Origin of the sequence: Proteus sp. G2675, assembly GCF_963886535.1 — a bacterium.
GTDB lineage: Bacteria > Pseudomonadota > Gammaproteobacteria > Enterobacterales > Enterobacteriaceae > Proteus > Proteus mirabilis.
The window spans coordinates 197,143-216,243 of the sequence record NZ_CAWPCB010000031.1 but is presented as its reverse complement, the minus strand read 5'-3'; the positions used below and the strand labels follow the sequence as shown (position 1 = coordinate 216,243).

The 19,101-nt window shown below is 38.3% G+C and carries 17 protein-coding genes and 1 pseudogene; 10 read left to right on the top strand and 8 right to left on the bottom strand.

Annotation, left to right across the window (positions count from 1 at the left end; all coding sequences use genetic code 11):
- The 3 genes and pseudogenes from AACQ49_RS09035 to cysB form a co-directional block, all read left to right on the top strand.
- A partial coding sequence (locus AACQ49_RS09035; protein WP_161779006.1) for a hypothetical protein occupies positions 1-565 on the top strand: 565 nt, incomplete at its 5' end.
- Positions 566-669: 104 nt separating this feature from the next.
- Positions 670-1,421, top strand: a pseudogene (locus AACQ49_RS09030) (hypothetical protein).
- Between the two features lie 441 nt (positions 1,422-1,862).
- The gene (gene cysB, locus AACQ49_RS09025) at positions 1,863-2,837 is read left to right on the top strand and encodes an HTH-type transcriptional regulator CysB (RefSeq protein WP_004243041.1); all 975 of its coding nucleotides are present in this window, start codon (positions 1,863-1,865) and stop codon (positions 2,835-2,837) included.
- A gap of 59 nt (positions 2,838-2,896) precedes the next feature.
- On the opposite strand, the gene AACQ49_RS09020 is transcribed toward cysB, so the two are convergent.
- Complete coding sequence (locus AACQ49_RS09020) at positions 2,897-3,730, bottom strand: hypothetical protein (protein ID WP_004248113.1); 834 nt, start codon at positions 3,728-3,730, stop codon at positions 2,897-2,899.
- Positions 3,731-3,951: 221 nt separating this feature from the next.
- Here AACQ49_RS09020 and acnA point away from each other — a divergent pair, with 221 nt between their 5' ends.
- Together acnA and AACQ49_RS09010 are read left to right on the top strand one after the other, a co-directional pair.
- Positions 3,952-6,624, top strand: coding sequence for an aconitate hydratase AcnA (acnA, locus tag AACQ49_RS09015; RefSeq protein WP_004248112.1), 2,673 nt, complete (start codon positions 3,952-3,954; stop codon positions 6,622-6,624).
- A gap of 206 nt (positions 6,625-6,830) precedes the next feature.
- Complete coding sequence (locus tag AACQ49_RS09010; protein ID WP_004251102.1) at positions 6,831-8,291, top strand: transferase; 1,461 nt, start codon at positions 6,831-6,833, stop codon at positions 8,289-8,291.
- A 54-nt stretch (positions 8,292-8,345) separates the two neighbouring features.
- Here AACQ49_RS09010 and AACQ49_RS09005 read toward each other — a convergent pair whose 3' ends face one another.
- The gene (locus AACQ49_RS09005) at positions 8,346-9,161 is read right to left on the bottom strand and encodes a MetQ/NlpA family lipoprotein (protein WP_161779005.1); all 816 of its coding nucleotides are present in this window, start codon (positions 9,159-9,161) and stop codon (positions 8,346-8,348) included.
- A gap of 228 nt (positions 9,162-9,389) precedes the next feature.
- The gene (gene ribA / locus AACQ49_RS09000) at positions 9,390-9,989 is read right to left on the bottom strand and encodes a GTP cyclohydrolase II (protein WP_004243033.1); all 600 of its coding nucleotides are present in this window, start codon (positions 9,987-9,989) and stop codon (positions 9,390-9,392) included.
- Between the two features lie 278 nt (positions 9,990-10,267).
- Between ribA and pgpB the strand changes: the two genes are divergently transcribed.
- The 5 genes from pgpB (at position 10,268) to yciH (ending at position 13,751) form a co-directional block, all read left to right on the top strand.
- Complete coding sequence (pgpB, locus tag AACQ49_RS08995; RefSeq protein WP_161779004.1) at positions 10,268-10,987, top strand: phosphatidylglycerophosphatase B; 720 nt, start codon at positions 10,268-10,270, stop codon at positions 10,985-10,987.
- Positions 10,988-11,145: 158 nt separating this feature from the next.
- Complete coding sequence (locus tag AACQ49_RS08990) at positions 11,146-11,463, top strand: LapA family protein (protein ID WP_004243031.1); 318 nt, start codon at positions 11,146-11,148, stop codon at positions 11,461-11,463.
- A 12-nt stretch (positions 11,464-11,475) separates the two neighbouring features.
- Entirely contained in the window at positions 11,476-12,645 is a 1,170-nt protein-coding gene (gene lapB / locus AACQ49_RS08985) for a lipopolysaccharide assembly protein LapB (RefSeq protein WP_161779003.1), read from the top strand.
- 43 nt (positions 12,646-12,688) lie between these two features.
- Positions 12,689-13,435, top strand: coding sequence for an orotidine-5'-phosphate decarboxylase (gene pyrF, locus AACQ49_RS08980; protein ID WP_004251116.1), 747 nt, complete (start codon positions 12,689-12,691; stop codon positions 13,433-13,435).
- A complete protein-coding gene (yciH, locus tag AACQ49_RS08975; RefSeq protein WP_004248106.1) occupies positions 13,428-13,751 on the top strand; it encodes a stress response translation initiation inhibitor YciH in 324 nt (107 codons plus the stop codon). Before pyrF ends, yciH begins: the two co-directional genes overlap by 8 nt.
- Before the next feature lie 218 nt (positions 13,752-13,969).
- Here yciH and AACQ49_RS08970 read toward each other — a convergent pair whose 3' ends face one another.
- The 5 genes from AACQ49_RS08970 to rsxD form a co-directional block, all read right to left on the bottom strand.
- Positions 13,970-15,913, bottom strand: coding sequence for an exoribonuclease II (locus AACQ49_RS08970; RefSeq protein WP_004243027.1), 1,944 nt, complete (start codon positions 15,911-15,913; stop codon positions 13,970-13,972).
- Between the two features lie 112 nt (positions 15,914-16,025).
- Entirely contained in the window at positions 16,026-16,664 is a 639-nt protein-coding gene (gene nth / locus AACQ49_RS08965; protein WP_004243025.1) for an endonuclease III, read from the bottom strand.
- Positions 16,665-16,676: 12 nt separating this feature from the next.
- Complete coding sequence (locus tag AACQ49_RS08960; protein WP_004243024.1) at positions 16,677-17,381, bottom strand: electron transport complex subunit E; 705 nt, start codon at positions 17,379-17,381, stop codon at positions 16,677-16,679.
- Position 17,382: 1 nt separating this feature from the next.
- On the bottom strand, positions 17,383-18,009 hold the full coding sequence (rsxG, locus tag AACQ49_RS08955) for an electron transport complex subunit RsxG (protein WP_004251120.1): 627 nt from the start codon (positions 18,007-18,009) through the stop codon (positions 17,383-17,385).
- Positions 18,010-18,020: 11 nt separating this feature from the next.
- Positions 18,021-19,097 carry an electron transport complex subunit RsxD gene (rsxD, locus tag AACQ49_RS08950; protein ID WP_004243022.1) on the bottom strand — a complete coding sequence of 359 codons (1,077 nt, stop codon included), beginning with the start codon at positions 19,095-19,097 and terminating at the stop codon, positions 18,021-18,023.
- Positions 19,098-19,101 lie beyond the last annotated feature (4 nt).

Sequence of the window (19,101 nt, the reverse complement as noted above, 5' to 3'; positions counted from 1 at the left end):
AAATAAGTGTGAACGTTCTCATTTTAATGCTTCTTATACTAAAGTCACTTATTCCTCTTTAACAAAAAAAGTGGAGGTAGAGCGTAAAATAACTGAGGATAATAAAGCCGCGACCTATACCGTGCCTATTGATGGGGGGGGATGGTGTAACTGGAAGTTAGTAAAAATAGAACTAGCACCAGTCTCTACTATTTATAAAAGTTATATGGTTTTTAGTAAGGTTATTCCAATTACCGATGATAAGCATTCAAAAATAGAACTGTTTGCTACATTAGCCCCTGTAATGGTAGAAGGCAAGAATGAGCAATCGATCTATTATTCATCATCGAGCACGGAAGGTGAGAAAAAACTATCTAATAAATCAAATGGAGAAATCTATTTTAATTATAAAGTTGAACCTAAATTAACCACGACTATCATCTCAAATGATAAAAAAGCTATTTTCCCTAACGGCAATATTAAAACACTGAGTGGATCGACTTATAGTAAAATGATTGGTTTTAATGAAATAATCGAGAATAGTGATGAAAAAGCGTTTACTTCTTTTGTTCGATATATTGATTGATTAATCTGTTTGGGGGAGTAAGTAGTTTTTTGCTGTCTAAAGTGTAAGAAGGGATATGCGATTGCGATTTTAAGCAGGTGAACGGAGTTGAATGGGGATTAACTATGCTAATGACAATGATTAAATTATTTGTTCTTATTCCTTATCTATTGTTAGGTGGTTGTAGTGGGCTTATCAATTCAATATATATCTTGATAATAAATTCCCCGTCAATATGAATAATGATGGCAATAAAATCACGGTTTATTCAACTATTTCCCCTGAAACAGTAGTGCAAGTCCGAGGTACTTATACGTCAAATAAATGCCAACGTTCTCATTTTAATGCTGATTATACCGAAGTCTCTTACTCCTCTTTAACACAAAAAGTGGAGGTAGAACGTAAAATAGCAGAGGATAATAAAAACGCGACCTATACCGTGCCTATCGATGGGGGAGGATGGTGTAATTGGAAATTGATAAAAATAGAACTAGCGCCAATCTCTACCATTTATAAAAATCATATGGTGATTAGTAAGGTTATCCCAATTGTCGATAACAAACATTCAAAAATAGAACTATTTACTACATTAGCCCCTGTTATAGTGGAAGAAGATGATCAATCTATCTATTATTCACCATCAATCACGGAAGGTGAGAAAAAACTATCTAATAAATCAAATGGAGAAATTTATTTTAATTATAAAGTTGAGCCTAAACTAACCACGACTATCTCAAAAGATGAAAAAGTTATTTTTCCTAATGGGAGTATTAAAGAACCGACCTTTTCTATTTATACTGGAAGGGTTAGTTTTAATGAAATAATCGAGAATAGTGATGAGAAATCGTTTACTTCTTTTGTTAGATATATTGATTAATCAATAGGTTACTATTCTAATTCAACTATTAATTTAACTATGCAATCTTATAGATTTATTTGATATGAGCTAACCTTCGATGGTGATCATCTTCTATGTATGTACATTACGTTAAATATGATTCTGTTGCTCCTGACCGTTTACTGTACTTTCCAACGCTTACTAGGCAATAGTACAGTGGTTTTAACAGCAAATCGAATCAGTAAATTGTTATTATCACAATACAATCAAGACCATCCAGAGACAGCAAGATTTCTACCGATTTTTATAGCTTATAACTATTCGATATAATAAAACCTAAATAACCTTATTAATTACGTTAGACCGAAATGAAATAAGTGATATAGTGGTTATATATTGCTTATTTATTATTCTTTTTAGTTATATGAATATGAGCGGAATAACAGAATAATAAGTCTTTTGTAAAGGGATCGTGCTTCTATGAAATTACAACAGTTGCGTTATATCGTTGAAGTGGTGAATAACGATTTAAACGTCTCAACGACAGCAGAGCGTTTATATACCTCTCAGCCGGGGATCAGTAAACAAATTCGTATGCTAGAAGATGAGTTGGGTATACAAATATTCTCTCGCAGTGGTAAGCACTTAACACATGTGACGCCAGCGGGGGAAGAAATTGTCAGATTATCTCGTGAGATATTATCCAAAACAGAAGCTATCCGCTCGGCTGCAGGGGAACACACTTATCCTGATCGCGGTTCGCTTTCTATTGCCACCACTCATACACAAGCGCGTTATGTTTTACCCCCAGTGATTAAAGGTTTTATAGAACGTTATCCCGAAGTGTCATTACATATGAATCAGGGTTCACCGACACAAATTGCAGAAGATGTTTGCCGTGGTAAAAGTGATTTTGCTATAGCGACAGAATCACTACATCTGTATAACGATTTAGTGATGTTACCTTGTTATCGTTGGAATCGTATTGTGGTGGTAACTAAAGATCACCCATTGGCGCAAAAGCGTGAAGTTACCTTACAAGAGCTTGCAACTTACGATATCGTTACTTATACCCATGGTTTTACTGGGCGCTCTGATCTTGACGAAGCCTTTGGTAAAGTGGGTTTAAAGCCTAAAATTGTTTTTACTGCAACGGATGCGGATGTAATAAAAACTTATGTCAGGCTACACTTAGGTATTGGTGTGATTGCGAGTATGGCATTTGATCCGATGCTTGATAGCGACTTAGTCGCTATTGATATGCGTGATAAATTTAGTTATAGCACCACAAAAATTGCATTTCGACGTAGTGGTTTTTTACGCGGTTATATGTATGACTTTATGTGGCGTTTTGCCCCACATCTAACACGTAATTTGGTGGAACAAGCGACAGCTTTACGTACCAATGAAGAAATTGAAGAGTTATTTAAAGATATCGAGTTACCTTTAGTTTAATACGCAAAGGCGGGTATATTATCCCGCCTTTTACCATTATGTAACTTATAACATTAATGCTATTGCAATAAAAAGTCCCCACTAAAAAATGAATCAGATTGAGTAATACTCAACTGACGAAACTTATTTAAAAAAGCATAAAATTGTCGATTAATCAGTGGATCATTAAGTGCACCAATATCAAAAATTGAGGTGATTGTTGTGTATTCTACTGAAATCGTAAATTTTCGCCCCGAACAACTGGCTAATAACATTTTGGCTGTTCGATGTGAGAAACGTAGACTCATTATTTTTAATTTAGGTACAAAAATAAGCTGATTATTATGATTAAGGATTTCCGTCACACCTGCAATAGTTATCGTTTTATAGCTATCAAAGGATTGGCGTATTCCTAGTTCAATTTGTTGTCCCTGATTGCGTAAAAAATCGATAAACTCGGCTAATGACGGTGACGCTGCATTAATGGCTGCACCTAATAACAGTTGCACAAAGGCTTGAGCAATTGAAAAATCAAATGTTTGCTTATCAAGTCGTTTGCTTTCAACTTTATTACGGCTAAGCAAAGGCAAATGATTAAGGGTTTCTAGCCAATGCTCTGGTTGATAATAAGCTTCACTATCTTCTTTTTTTAATACTGAAAGATGATTCGACATAATAGAGATTAAGGCAATTTGTATATCTTTCAGCTGTGTCATGATCATTTTTTCTGATTCGTTAAAACGTTTAGGTGAAGCGATAATAAATTGAACAAGTCCTTCTGTATCTTTGATATTAAGTGTCTGTTGTAATGATTTTATTGCTAAAGGCTGTGGAAAAGGGGGCGTAATAGGTTGTGCAAAATAACTATCAGCCATCATAATCTTTTTTAGTTGTTCGGCTTGTTGATTGTTCATATACATTATCCTTTATTTGCAATAATACCCCCATTAAATCCTAATTAAGTTAAAAGAAAGAGATTAAGTTTTGTTAGTAATATAATCTCAATAACATCATATTAACAAATCGTGTGGTCCGTAAGCGAAATTTCTCTTTCTATGATATGGTTAATAGATAACCTTACCTATTTTGATAGTTTGTGATTGCTGTCAGCATAAAAATAAGAAGGAGAGGAGCTATGTCGTTACGTCTGAAAAAGGAGAGTCTTTCTACGCTCTCTGTAGGTACTCATCAATATGAGTATTACCGTCTTTCTGAAGTTGCTCGTCAATTAGGGGATATCACTCGTCTCCCTAAATCGTTAAAGGTTCTGCTAGAAAATTTAGTCCGCTATCTTGATGATGATACGGTTGTTGAAGATGATATTAAGGCATTGGTAGATTGGCAAAAAAATGCCCACGCCTCCCGTGAAATAGCCTATCGCCCAGCAAGAGTATTAATGCAAGATTTTACGGGTGTACCTGCCGTTGTTGATTTAGCCGCTATGCGTGAAGCCGTAAAATCTTTGGGGGGAAATGTAGAAAAAGTTAATCCACTTTCTCCTGTTGACTTGGTTATCGACCATTCGGTGATGGTTGATAAATATGCCAGTGATGATGCTTTTGAGAAAAACGTTGAAATTGAAATGCAGCGTAACTATGAGCGTTATCTCTTTTTACGTTGGGGGCAACAGTCGTTTGAACGTTTTCGTGTAGTACCTCCTGGAACGGGCATTTGCCATCAGGTTAACTTAGAATATTTAGGTAAAGCGATATGGTCTGAACAACAAAATGGCCGACATATTGCTTACCCTGATACTTTGGTTGGAACCGATTCACATACTACTATGATCAATGGTCTGGGCGTGTTGGGTTGGGGCGTTGGTGGCATTGAGGCGGAAGCTGCGATGTTAGGCCAACCGATCTCAATGCTGATCCCTGATGTGGTAGGTTTTAAGTTAACGGGTAAACTACGTGAGGGGATCACAGCGACTGACCTAGTATTAACCGTAACGCAAATGTTACGTCAACATGGTGTGGTAGGGAAATTTGTTGAGTTTTATGGTGATGGACTAGCTTCTTTGCCTCTTGCTGACCGAGCGACGATTGCCAATATGTCACCTGAATATGGTGCAACCTGTGGCTTCTTTCCTATTGACGAAATTACACTAGATTATTTACGTCTTACCGGGCGTGAAGAGCAAGAAATTGCATTAGTTGAAGCCTATAGTAAAGAGCAAGGCTTATGGCGTCATGCTGGTGATGAACCCATTTTCACCTCAACCTTATCGTTAGATATGGGTACTGTGGAAGCAAGTCTTGCTGGCCCTAAACGTCCACAAGATAGAGTTAACTTGCTGAATGTACCAAAAGCATTTAAAGCTGCTGTAGAGCTTGAAACAAATAAAAAACCTCTTGCTCAATATCCTCAGGTCACTATTGATAATCAGCCTCCTTTTACCTTAACGGATGGTGCGGTAGTAATTGCAGCGATCACCTCATGTACCAATACCTCTAACCCTAATGTCTTAATGGCCGCAGGTCTACTGGCTAAAAATGCGGTAGAAAAAGGCCTACAGCGTAAGCCATGGGTCAAATCGTCATTAGCCCCCGGCTCTAAAGTGGTGACAGACTACTTAGCACTGGCAGGATTAACACCTTATTTAGATAAACTTGGTTTTAATTTGGTTGGTTATGGTTGTACCACATGTATTGGTAACTCAGGGCCTTTATTAGCCCCGATTGAAGAGGCGATTAAAGATAATGATTTAACTATAGCCGCTGTACTATCGGGTAATCGTAACTTTGAAGGTCGTATCCATCCTTTAGTGAAAACCAACTGGCTTGCTTCTCCTCCTTTAGTCGTGGCTTATGCGCTATCTGGTAATATGAATATTGATTTGACCAAAGAGCCATTAGGTGAAGATAAGCAGGGCAATCCAGTCTATTTGAAAGATATTTGGCCTGACAGTAAAGCCATTGCCGATGCAGTGGAAAAAGTAAAAACGCAGATGTTCCATAAAGAGTATTCTGCGGTATTTGATGGTGATGAAACTTGGCAATCACTAAAAATACAAGATACCCCGGTGTATGCTTGGCAACCTGATTCTACCTATATTCGCCATCCTCCTTTTTTTGAAGGTATGACAAAAACACCTGAGGCGATTAAAGATATTCACCAAGCCAGTATTTTAGCCATATTAGGTGACTCGGTGACCACCGATCATATTTCACCTGCAGGGAATATTAAAGCTGATAGTCCTGCAGGGCGTTATCTTCGAGAGCATGGTGTTGAACCAAAAGACTTTAACTCTTACGGTTCAAGACGTGGTAATCACGAAGTTATGATGCGAGGAACTTTTGCAAATATCCGTATTCGTAATGAAATGGTGCCGGGGATCGAAGGGGGCTTTACAAAACATATTCCAACGGGAGAAACGTTAGCCATTTATGATGCGGCGATGCGTTATCAGCAAGAAAATACGCCTTTAGCCATTATTGCCGGTAATGAATATGGATCAGGCTCTAGCCGTGACTGGGCCGCCAAAGGTACACGATTATTAGGTGTGCGAGTGGTGATAGCCGGATCGTTTGAACGTATTCACCGCTCTAATTTGATTGGTATGGGAGTATTACCTTTAGAATTTCCTAACGGTGTATCACGCCAGACTTTAGGGCTCAAAGGTGATGAAAAAATTGAGATAACGGGGCTTAATTCGCTAACACCGGGTCAAGATGTCGCTGTCAATATTACTTTTGCAGATGGTCGCCAAGAAACTATTATGGCTCGTTGTCGTATTGATACGCAAACTGAGCTGGCTTATTTTGAACATGGCGGGATCTTGCATTATGTTATTCGTAATATGTTGTAAAATAATTTAGTAAGTATTAATTAGTTGGCGAAGAATGATGAATTAATTCTTCGCTTTCTTTTTTATAATAGAATATTTTTATATTTCATAATATCGACAAATGATTTCATCTAATACTATAAACTAACCATTAAATGCTAAACGTATTTTTAATGAGTATCAAGTTAATATAACAATATTAACAGGGTGTTATTATGGAGGTGTTTATGAAGAAATATAAAATAACGAGTGAAACAAAAGAATATAATGGTGTTACTTTATATAGAATTAGAAGAGTGTATACAGATAGTCCAGGAGGATGGATAGAAAATGAAAGTAATTTAAGTAGAGATGATAATTGTTTTATTTTTGATAATGTAATGGTATTTGGTAATGCTAAAGTCACAGATAATGCAATTATAAGAAATAATGTGAAGATCTACGGTAATGCAATAGTTAAGGGAAATAGTAAAGTAAAAGACAATGCAGAGATTTATGGTAATGTGCTAGTGGAAGATAATGTGACAATATCTGATGATGTTGTAATATATGATAATGCAGTTATTAAAGATAATGCGAGAATATCTGACGATGCTGTAATATATGATAATGCTGTTATTAAAGATAATGCTAAAGTATCAGAATATGCTATTGTTCGTGGTGATGCAATAGTTGAAAAAAATGGTTGGGTGACTGGTTATGCGACTGTTGAGGGAAATACAATTGTATCGAAAGGTGAGGTTATTAAGAGCCAATTTGGCTCTTGGGATGATATTGATGAACTAAGAGCATTTTATATTTATATTAATAGATATAACAGTACAGCGACTGCATATGTTAATGGTAGACATCAGGTACCTATTACTATTTATATAGAGGCTTTAGATAAAAATGGTCGTATCATAAAAATAGCCAAAGAAGATATTTATAGAAATACACATATTGTAAATGAAAAAAATCTTCCTATTGACCGCAATGATATTTCTTTATCTGATAAAGAAAATGGATTTGTATTTCCAAGCAGTGAAGAAGCAACATTGAACTCCCCTGATGCATCTACTTGTGTTATTTATCTTTCTGTTAATAAAGTGATAGATACCTTTAGAATTTGTGCACAGACTCACATTAAAGGAAAAGAGTATACTACAGCCTTTAAAAATAATTACAGTGATTATTTAAATTTTATCATTCTGGACGTTGCACCAAAAAAAATATTTACAGAAGCAGATGTAGACATAGAACCGCTGGTAAATCCTAGAATAGAAAAAGATGTAGAAACATCAGGTGATGTCTTGACGAAATATTATCTAAGGTTTAACGGTAATAATAGAACGATAACTAAGAGTGTAGAGTATGAAGAAAATAAATCTTTTCATTATTTTCAAAAAGGTCATTATCAGATTATTAGCACATCGACTGATAAATATATTAAAAAAATTCCATTAAAGCCTCATTATTACACTAAGGAATTCCATTTTAAACCAGATACTTTAATTCCGGTCACATCAGCAAATGATGAGGATGGGGTATGTTTCTGGAGCTATAGTATAGAATATGGAAAAGCGTTTACATCCAGTAGGAAAGATGAAGAAATGAATTGTATTATATATGATCAATATGGTAATGATCTTCAAGTATCAATTAAAGCAGATGAAAATAATAAATTAAAGTTTTATTTTGGGTCATAACTATTAATAAATAGGTCACTTATTATAAGTGACCTGATAAATTATAAGTCGTGTTTACCACCCTTGAATAGCACCACCTTTAAAAATAGTCTCAGCGGCTGTTGCCACTTCGGGTGACTGGTAGGCTTTAATAAAATCGCGTACATTCTCTGCTTCTTTATTATCTTCTCTTGTAACAATAATATTAGTATAAGGTGAACTTTTATCTTCAATAAAAATACTGTCTTTGGTTGGTGATAAATTAATTTGTTGGATATAAGTTGTGCTAATTATCGCAACCGTTACTTGGGGATCGTTTAATACTCGTGGTAGTTGCGCACCTTCTAATTGCATAATATTTAATTTAAGTGGATTATCAATAATATCGAGTGTTGTGGGTAATAGGCCACTGTCAGGGTTTAAGGTGATCAGTTTCTCTTTTTGTAGCAATAATAATGCGCGCCCCAAGTTGGTTGGATCATTGGGCAGTGCTATTGTATCACCGGGTTTTAATTCTTGAGGATGTTTAATTTTGGTTGAATAACCCGCCATAGGAAAAACAAAGGTATTGCCTACCGCGACGAGGTTATAACCACGAGAACGATTATCTTGCTCAAGGAAAGGGCGATGTTGGAACACATTGGCATCTAATTCTTTGTTTGCAGTGGGATCGTTAGGTAACAATGAGCCACTAAAACCCACCAGTTCAACCTCTAAACCATATTTTTCTTTAGCCACTTTTTTAGCGACTTCTGCCACATCTTGCTCTGCACCATTAATCACCCCCACTTTAATTGCATAACGGTTGTTATCATTGTGATCGCAACCTGTTAATAGTGTCCCAGCTAATAAAAGAGACGCAAAAATCCTACCAGAAAAATGTAATGGCATTATGCTATTCCTATTAAAAATTATTTAGTTATAAATAGCTTAAAGCCAGTTAAAGAGTCAACAGCTTGCCATATGATAAAATTTCACATGATATAATTTAATAATTAAAGGATAAAAAAATCATCGTGAAAAATAGTCAGTAGCTTGATGGGATAAGTGCAGGAAAATAAAATCCGGGCTAAATCACCCGGATTGAATAATAATTTTATAATCTATCCAATATTTATGTTATTGCGCTTTTTTAAATAACATATGTCCCATTTTATCCGCTTTAGTATCAAGATAATGAGCATTACTTGGATTACGTCCTACGATTAATGGAACACGCTCTACCACGTTGATCCCAGCTTCTTTCATTATTTCGATTTTCTTTGGATTATTGGTTAATAATCGTACTTCATGTATGCCTAATAGATTATACATATCAGCGCAAAGGGTGAAGTCGCGCTCATCGGCTTTAAATCCTAACTTTAGATTAGCTTCGACAGTATCTAATCCTTGGTCTTGTAATGCATAAGCGCGGATTTTATTAAGTAAACCAATATTGCGACCTTCTTGGCGATGATAAAGTAATACACCACGGCCTTCTTTGCTAATTTGTGAAAGGGCAGCTTCTAGCTGAAAACCACAATCACAACGCAGGCTAAATAGTGCATCGCCAGTTAAACATTCAGAATGAATACGGGATAAAACGGGTTTTGTGCCAGAAATGTCACCAAAAACGAGGGCAACATGATCTTTTCCTGTGGCAATTTCTTCAAAACCCACCATTAAAAACTCACCAAAAGGAGTAGGGAGTTTTGCTTCTGCGATACGTCTTAATTTCATTATTTTTGACTCATAATTTCAGGTGATACTCTCGTTCAAGATTATACACTTTATAACGAGGACAAAGAGAAATAAAACACTGAAATGGTTCCTTGTCTAAATCGGCAGGGAATTTGATAACACACACTTAATAAATCACACCTAAACAAATTATCAGATTTTAAGCCTACTTGCATAATTATTTATTGCTAAACTGGTATTGTTTATACTAATCATTTATATCAGTTAATCATCAGTAAATAAAAACAGTGCATACAGAATAGATAAGGACAAATAGATTGAATAAGCAAATATCAGTATTGATGCTTTTAGGAAGTGGATTGCTTTTGATTGTACCTATTGTGGTGCTTATTCTGGGATGGCAATGGCAACCATCAGCACATCCTCTGGGAGGCGAAAGCACTTTATGGATAGCCAATAGTGCGGCTAAACCTTGGGGAGCTTTAACTATATTACTTTGCCTTGTTTTGCTCTTTTTTATTCTTAAACTACCTAAAAAAGCATTTATTCAGTTAGCAATTATTATGGTCGCGACTTTGATGTTGGGGCAGTTGATCAAAGTGGCTGTAAAAAATAGCGTTAAAGAGCCACGACCTTATGTGGTTTGGGTCAGTAACCAACTATCAATATCACCAGAATATTTTTACCAAGTGTCTCGTCCTGAGCGTGAGCAACTGTTGCATAATGGATTATCTCATTCGTCTCTGATCCCTCAATGGCAATTAAGCCATTGGCGAGCAGAAACCGGTTATGCCTTTCCTTCTGGACACAGCTTATTCTCTGCAACACTGGCTTTATTTGTGTTTGTGCTGTGTATGTTACGACGCCACTATTTTTTAGCCATCTTAGGGATATTATGGGGTATTGATGTGACTGTCGGACGAATAATATTAGGTATGCACTGGGCATCTGATGTGATTGTCGGTATTCTGATTAGTGCTGTGTTGGTGTGGTGTGCATTTTGGATGATTGAACGACGATTGTTGTTAAAACCTTGATAATCGTTTTTCTTTTTGAGATAGCGAATTTATTTTTCACTATTTATGTGAAAAAATATACGAAAATCAGATGATTCTAAGAAATGACTTTCTTTGTGAGTGGTGAAAATGCTACCTTTATCCCTTATCCAAAGAAAAGAGAATAAAAAGGAAATAATGTGAAGAAAGTTCTACTTTTTATTTTGGTTGTTCTGGTGCTAGCTATTGTCGTAATAGCCATGACGTTAGGTTCAAATAATGATCAGGTGATCACCTTCAATTATCTTATTGCTCAAGGTGAATATCGTATCTCTACTTTATTAGCCACGCTGTTTGGTGTTGGTTTTGTACTGGGCTGGATCGTCAGTGGCGTTTTTTACTTGCGAGTACGTTTATCATTAGTAAGAGCAAAGCGTAAAATTAAGCGCCTTGAAAGTGAACAAACCAAACAAGAAAGCCAAGAAAATCGTTCTACAGCCGTTTCTACTGTAAAATAAGGACGAGAATAGATGCTTGAGTTGCTGTTTCTGTTATTACCGGTCGCTGCGGCTTATGGCTGGTATATGGGGCGTCGTGGTGCGCAACAGGATAAACAGCAAAATGCCGATCGCCTGTCACGTGAATATGTGGCAGGGGTTAACTTTTTACTTTCTGATCAACAAGACAAAGCGGTTGATCTGTTCCTTGAAATGCTTAAAGAGGATAGCTCAGCCTTTGAAGCACATCTTACTTTAGGTAATCTATTTCGCTCTCGTGGTGAAGTTGAACGTGCGATTCGTATTCACCAATCGTTAATGGAGAGCGCGGCACTCTCTTTTGAACAACGTCTTCTCGCTATTCAGCAACTTGGCCGTGATTATGTCGCAGCAGGGGTTTATGATCGCGCTGAACATATGTTTTTACAGCTGATTGATGAGCAGGATTTTCGTCAAAGTGCATTACAATCCCTCCTAGCCATTTATCAACTTACCAGTGACTGGGGTAAGGCGATAGAAACCGCAGAGAAATTGGTAAAACTTGGTCAACATGAACTTAAAGAGCAAATTGCTCATTTCTATTGTGAACTCGCATTGCAAGAAATGAGCAGTGATAATCTTGATAATGCGCTAAGTTTTCTACAAAAAGCCGGGCAAATGGATCCACTTTGTGCCCGTGTTTCCATTATGTATGGTCGTATCTATATCGCGCGCGATGAAAAAAATAAAGCCATTGATGTATTAATGAAAGTAATTGAGCAAGATAAAGAGATGGTCAGTGAAACCTTGCCAATGCTTTTTGAATGCTTCCAATCTCAAGGTGATCCTGCACGTTGGGAAGCCTATCTACGTCAATGTGTCGAGAGTAATTGCGGTGCCATTGCAGAGCTTTATCTTGCCGATATTATTGAAGAAAAAGAGGGCATTGAAGCCGCACAGTTATATATTAATCGCCAACTAGAACGTCATCCTACCATGCGACTTTTCTATCGTTTAATGCTCTATCATTTAGCTGAAGCAGAAGAAGGACGCGCAAAAGAGAGTCTGATCTTATTACGTTATATGGTCGGTGAGCAGATCCGCACAAAACCTGATTACCGTTGCCATAAATGTGGTTTTACCTCCCATGCATTATATTGGCATTGTCCATCCTGTCGCTCTTGGGATACCGTTAAGCCGATACGTGGCTTAGATGGTCAGTGACGATGTCACTTTTAATAGTCTCTTGATAAATAAAGGCCTTAAAATGTCATTTGATTGTGATAAAAAATCGCCCAGCTCTACCTGCGCGCCCGTTATTGTGGCACTAGACTATGAAGACCAAAAAAGTGCACTCGATTTTGCACAACGTATCGACCCTTCATCTTGTCGCCTTAAAATTGGTAAAGAGATGTTTACTCGCTTTGGACCGCAATTTGTAACGCAATTGCAACAGCAAGGGTTTGATATTTTCTTAGATTTAAAATTTCATGATATACCCAATACGGTGGCGAGAGCAGTTGCCGCAGCTGCCGATTTAGGGGTATGGATGGTAAATGTGCATGCGAGTGGTGGTAGTCGTATGATGCGTGCGGCAAAGGAGAGCTTAAGCTCATTTGGCAAAGAGGCACCGCTATTAACCGCTGTCACTGTGTTGACCAGTATGGATCAATCCGATCTCACTGAATTGGGCATTAACCTAACTCCAGCAGAACAAGCCGAACGCTTAGCATTACTGGCTAAAGCCTGTGGTCTTGATGGTGTGGTATGTTCGGCCCATGAAGCCACTCGTTTTAAACAAGTGTGTGGTGATGACTTTTTATTGGTCACTCCCGGAATTCGACCCGCGGGGAGCGAAGTGGGTGATCAGCGTCGAGTTATGACGCCAGAGCAAGCGATAGTGGCTGGGGTGGATTATATGGTGATCGGCAGACCTATTACACGCAGTGAAAATCCACTGGAAACTTTACAGCAAATTAATCGTTCTATACAAGGTGTTGTGCAACATGGATAATAATTCTCGGCTGGTTTATTCTACTGATATTGGTCGGATTAAAGAAGAAGAGCAGAAACCTACACGCCCCGCCGGTGATGGTATTGTGCGTATCCAACGTCAAACCAGTGGCCGTAAAGGTAAGGGTGTTTGTGTTATCTCCGGTATTGATTTGGATGATGCAGCTCTGGCTAAATTAGCGGCTGAATTAAAAAAGAAATGTGGTTGTGGTGGCAGTGTTAAAGAGGGATTAATTGAAATCCAAGGTGATAAACGGGATTTAATTAAATCTTTATTAGAAGCGAAAGGGATGAAAGTGAAATTGGCCGGAGGCTAAGGTAGTTCTTTATCACAACCCCAATCATCGATTGAAGCCTAGTATTCTACATATAGTGCGCTTATCTTGTTGAAGGTCGGCGCATTTTTATTATTAGCAAACTAGTTTTAGTGGTGACGGTGTCACTTTATATATCTGTAGAGTCGCAAAATAAAATAAAAAAGCTGATAACCTGAGTAGGTTATCAGCTTGATAATATCTATTACGCTAAATAGCTGTTAAATCGGACGAGCAACAATATTACGCGTTTCTAGTTTCACATCTTCAATACGTACCGGAATAATGTCGTTGAGCTTATAGGCTGTTTCACCTTTAATAATGACAGAGCCAGTTTCTTGACTACATTGAATTTCGTCACGTACCGCATGTAAAAATGGTGCAGGAATAAAGGCAATAGCCCCATTTTCAACTAAACGTACCCGAATACCACCACGAGTAATATCAATAATTTCGGCATTAAAGGTACTCTCAGTGCCAGCAAAAGGTTTTAAGAAGCGCGCATATAACCAATCACCGACATCGCGCTCGGCCATACGGTTAGCACGACGACGTTCGGCAATACGAACACAATCTTCATCTTGCGGTTTTTCTGCCGCACTTTTGCTGATAATCGCTTTTAATAAACGGTGATTTAAAATATCACTGTATTTACGGATCGGTGATGTCCATGTCGCATAAGCTTCAAGGCCTAAACCAAAGTGAGGGCCTGGCTCTGTTTTTATTTCAGCGAAGTTTTGGAAACGACGAATACGGCTATCAAGGAATTGGTTTGGCTGATTATCCAGTTCACGACGTAAGCGACAGAAACCTTCAAGGGTTAATAACTCATCTGCGTTGGTTTCAATACCGTGCTCTTTTAAGGTTTGTGAGACTTGATCAATATAGAGCGGATCAAAACCAGTATGAACGTTATAAATACCAAAACCGAGATTACGACTAAGTACCTTTGCCGCACAAATATTGGCGGTGATCATCGCTTCTTCCACGATACGGTTGGCAGTACGACGTTTTTCCGCCACGATATCTAATACGTTGCCACTGTCATCAAGAATAAAGCGATAGTCAGGACGCTCTTTAAAGACGAGAGCATGTTGTTCACGCCATACATGACGTTTCTCGCTCATCTCTTTTAATAGCATGACTTGTTCATGAACAATCTCATTTTCAGGCGCCCACTGTGTTTCTTCACCTTCTAGCCAATCAGAAATATTGTCATAAACCAGTTTTGCTTTTGATTCTACCCATGCTGAGTAGAAGTGGATCTCATCGGTTAATGCACCATCCTCCATAATACCCACTTGGCAGACTAACGCAGGACGTTTTTCATTAGGGCGCAATGAGCAGAGATTATCTGATAGCTCACGAGGTAACATCGGGATATTAAAGCCCGGTAGATAGTTTGTTAGCGCTCGTTGTGCCGCAATGGTATCTAATTCACTATTAGGCTGAATATAAGCCGTTGGATCGGCAATAGCGATATACAGTGAAAGTTGGCCATTTTCTTCTTTACGAATATATAACGCATCGTCCATATCTTCGGTTGAAGCACTATCGATGGTCACAAAGGAGAGCGCGGTTAAATCTTCACGCGGTAGATCATCATGTAAGGTTAATGTTTCACTGTCTACTTCAGGTGCATTTCGCTCTAATTGATGACGCATTAATGTCACCCACCAAGGTGCAAAATGGTCATCTTTATCGGTAATAAAATCAGTTAATTCAGCTTGAAAATGTTTATCACCTTTAAGAGGGTGTCGGCGCATTTCCGCCACTGCCCAATCTTGATCGGCAAATGGATGCGTTAAGCTTTTTATAGGACGACAAGGAATGGCATCTTTGAGTAGAGGGTGATCAGGAATAATCCATAGACGATTATCACCTTCTTTTTTCTGAACACGGCCGACAAAGCGAGTCAAAAAGGGTTCTACCAGCTCTTCAGGCTCAGCGGACTCTTTATCATTATTAGTATGTACGGCAGCAATAATGCGATCACCGTGCATCACTTTTTTCATTTGAGGAGGAGGGATAAAATAGCTTTTCTGACCATCAACTTCAAGGAAGCCAAAGCCTTTATCTGTCCCTTTTACAAGGCCTTCCACGCGCGGTGTTTGGGCATGGAGTTGCTGTTTTAGCTGAGCAAGCAGCGGATTGTCTTGAAACATATTTTTCCGGAAAGTCGGCAATTTTAATAATAAAAGTGGGCAATAGTTTTATTCGATTGTGTGTAATGACGCAAGTAATATGCATCAGAAAAACAGAGAAATTTGCACAATGTTATTGTGGATCTGTTTTTTCGGTATACTCACAGAGATCTTCAATAATACAAGAGCCACACCGTGGTTTTCTGGCAATACAGGTATAACGACCATGCAGGATAAGCCAATGGTGGCAATCGACTTTAAATTCTGCCGGTACCACTTTTAGCAGTTTTTGTTCCACTTCATTAACATTTTTTCCCGGTGCAAATTTAGTGCGATTACACACGCGAAAGATATGTGTATCAACAGCAATGGTCGGCCAACCAAAAGCGGTGTTAAGTACGACATTCGCTGTTTTACGACCGACACCGGGTAATGCCTCTAAAGCCTCTCTATTTTCAGGAACTTGGCCATGATGTTTATCTACCAATATTTGGCAGGTTTTAATCACATTCTCAGCTTTTGTATTAAATAGGCCAATGGTCTTAATATAGGATTTGATCCCCTCAACACCTAATTCCAGCATTGCTTGAGGTGTATTGGCAACAGGGTAAAGTTTTGCTGTTGCCTTATTAACACTAACATCGGTGGCTTGTGCAGAGAGTAACACGGAGATCAATAATTCAAACGGGGAGTTAAATCTTAACTCAGTAGTAGGATGCGGATTGTTATCCCGCAACCTAGTTAAAATTTCTATACGTTTAGCTTGATTCATTATGCTCACAAATTAGTTTTTAACAATATGACTGCCACAACCTTGTTCTTTTTCATAGGTTTTGGTCGTGGATGGAACGCGTTTTTTCTGTTTTTCATCAATCAGGTATTTTATGGCCAGCATAAAACCTAAACCAATAAAGGCACCGGGTGGTAAAATAGCCAGCAAGAAAGGTGAGTCTAAATGTACTATCTCAACCCTTAATACTTGCGCCCATTCACCTAATAATAAATCAGCACCATCAAATAAAGTGCCATTACCTAATATTTCACGCATTGCCCCTAAAACAAAAAGTGCCGCTGTTGCACCTAATCCCATAGCAAAGCCATCAATTGCTGAAGGGAAAACTTCATTTTTAGCTGCAAACGCCTCTGCACGACCAATCACAATACAGTTAGTGACAATAAGAGGAATAAATATTCCTAACGATTGGTATAAACCATAAGCATAGGCATTGATAAGCAATTGTACCGCACTAACAACGGATGCGATAATCATAACATAAATTGGAATACGAATTTCAGAGGGAACCCAACGACGTAAACTCGACACTGCCACATTGGTACAAACTAATACTAATGTTGTGGCTAGACCTAAGCCTAGAGCATTGGTCGCGGTAGAAGACACTGCCAGTAATGGGCACAGCCCTAATAATTGAACTAAAGCAGAGTTATTCTTCCATAATCCTTGTGAAAACAGTTCTTTGATCATACTCATTTTAATTCGCCTCACAAGCTGAAAGGGTATCTAATTTTTCAGGTAAAGATTGTATTAACCATGCAGTGCGTTTTGATGCATTAACGACGGCTCTTGGTGTGATAGTTGCTCCAGTGAATTGGTCAAAATCACCACCATCTTTTTTTACCGCCCAATGTGAGTCATGATCACTGGTAATAAACTTGTTACTTAATGAGTAAATCCAATCTGAAATACGCGTTTCTATTTTATCACCTAGCCCCGGTGTTTCATTATGTGTTGTCACGCGAACACCGAGTACTTTGCCACTAAAATCAGCACCAACCAATAATTCAATCGCCCCTGAATAACCGTCAGGTGCCGTTGATTCTAATGCGGCGGCGACAGGTTTACCATTAAAACGAGCAACATAAAGTTTATGTGGTTTTTCATTACCTAATGCTTTATCTGTCAAAATATAACAATCTTGCGCGAGATGGTTATTGTAGAGAGAGGTTGGGATCACTTGGTCTAATAATTTCTGTTTTTCTAAAGCCGCTTGTTCTGCGATAGTATTCGCCGTCAAGTGATAGACGACAGCCGTTAACCCTGTGGTACAGGCCGCAAAGATAGCTAATGTTAACCCATGACGTTTTAGTATCTCGATCATCATTATCTCCATTAATGTCCATAAACCCGAGGACGGGTATAACTATCAATAAGCGGTACAGCAATATTAGCTAATAGGACTGAGAAGGCCACGGCATCAGGATAGCCACCATAGACACGAATAATCCACACTAATAGGCCAATGATTGCACCATAGATTAATCGCCCTTTTGGTGTGGTGGAGGCGCTAACAGGATCGGTGGCAATAAAGAAAGCCCCTAACATCGTCGCACCTGAGAAAAGCTGTAATAGTGGCTGAGAGTAACGAGTAGCATCGATCCCCCAACTGATCAGTGAACAAACACCAAGTAGCGTTAACATGGCAACAGGAATTTGCCAGCTAATAATTCGTTTATATAACAAGATAACGCCCCCAACCAGATAGGCAACATTCACCCATTGCCAACCCATTCCCGCAAATCCACCTTGTAAGATTGGCGTTGCTAATACTTCATCAATAGAGTGGGTTAATAATCCGGTTTTAAAACTATCAAGTGGTGTGGCTTGGGTAATGCCATCTACAGAGCGTCTTAAATCTTCAAGGGTGAGTCCTGAGGGTGTATGTCCGGTAAAGAAAATACTTAAGCTATCTATAAAGTTATAAGATACGGCTTGTAATTCAATGGGGGGCATCCATGATGTCATTTGTACAGGAAAGGAGATCAATAGCACCACATAACCGACCATCGCGGGATTAAATGGGTTTTGACCTAATCCGCCATAAATATGTTTGGCAATAACAACCGCAAAAAATGTCCCTAAAACAATTATCCACCAAGGCGCTAAAGGAGGAATACTAATTGCTAGTAAGATACCTGTTAGTAAAGCGGAATTATCTTTTAGGTATAGAAGTGGATCTTCTTTTCTGAGTTTGACACAAATAGTCTCCGCCAATAGCGCGACAATGATTGCCAAGATGATTTGATATAGCGTCCCTAAACCAAAGAAGTAGAGTTGGCATAGAATACCTGGAATAGCGGCCAATATTACCCACAACATCACTTGACTGGTGGATTGTTGATTATGAGTAAATGGAGAGCTGGCGATTTTCAATTTGCTATTGTTATTTTGTATTGGTCTAAATTTCATTTGT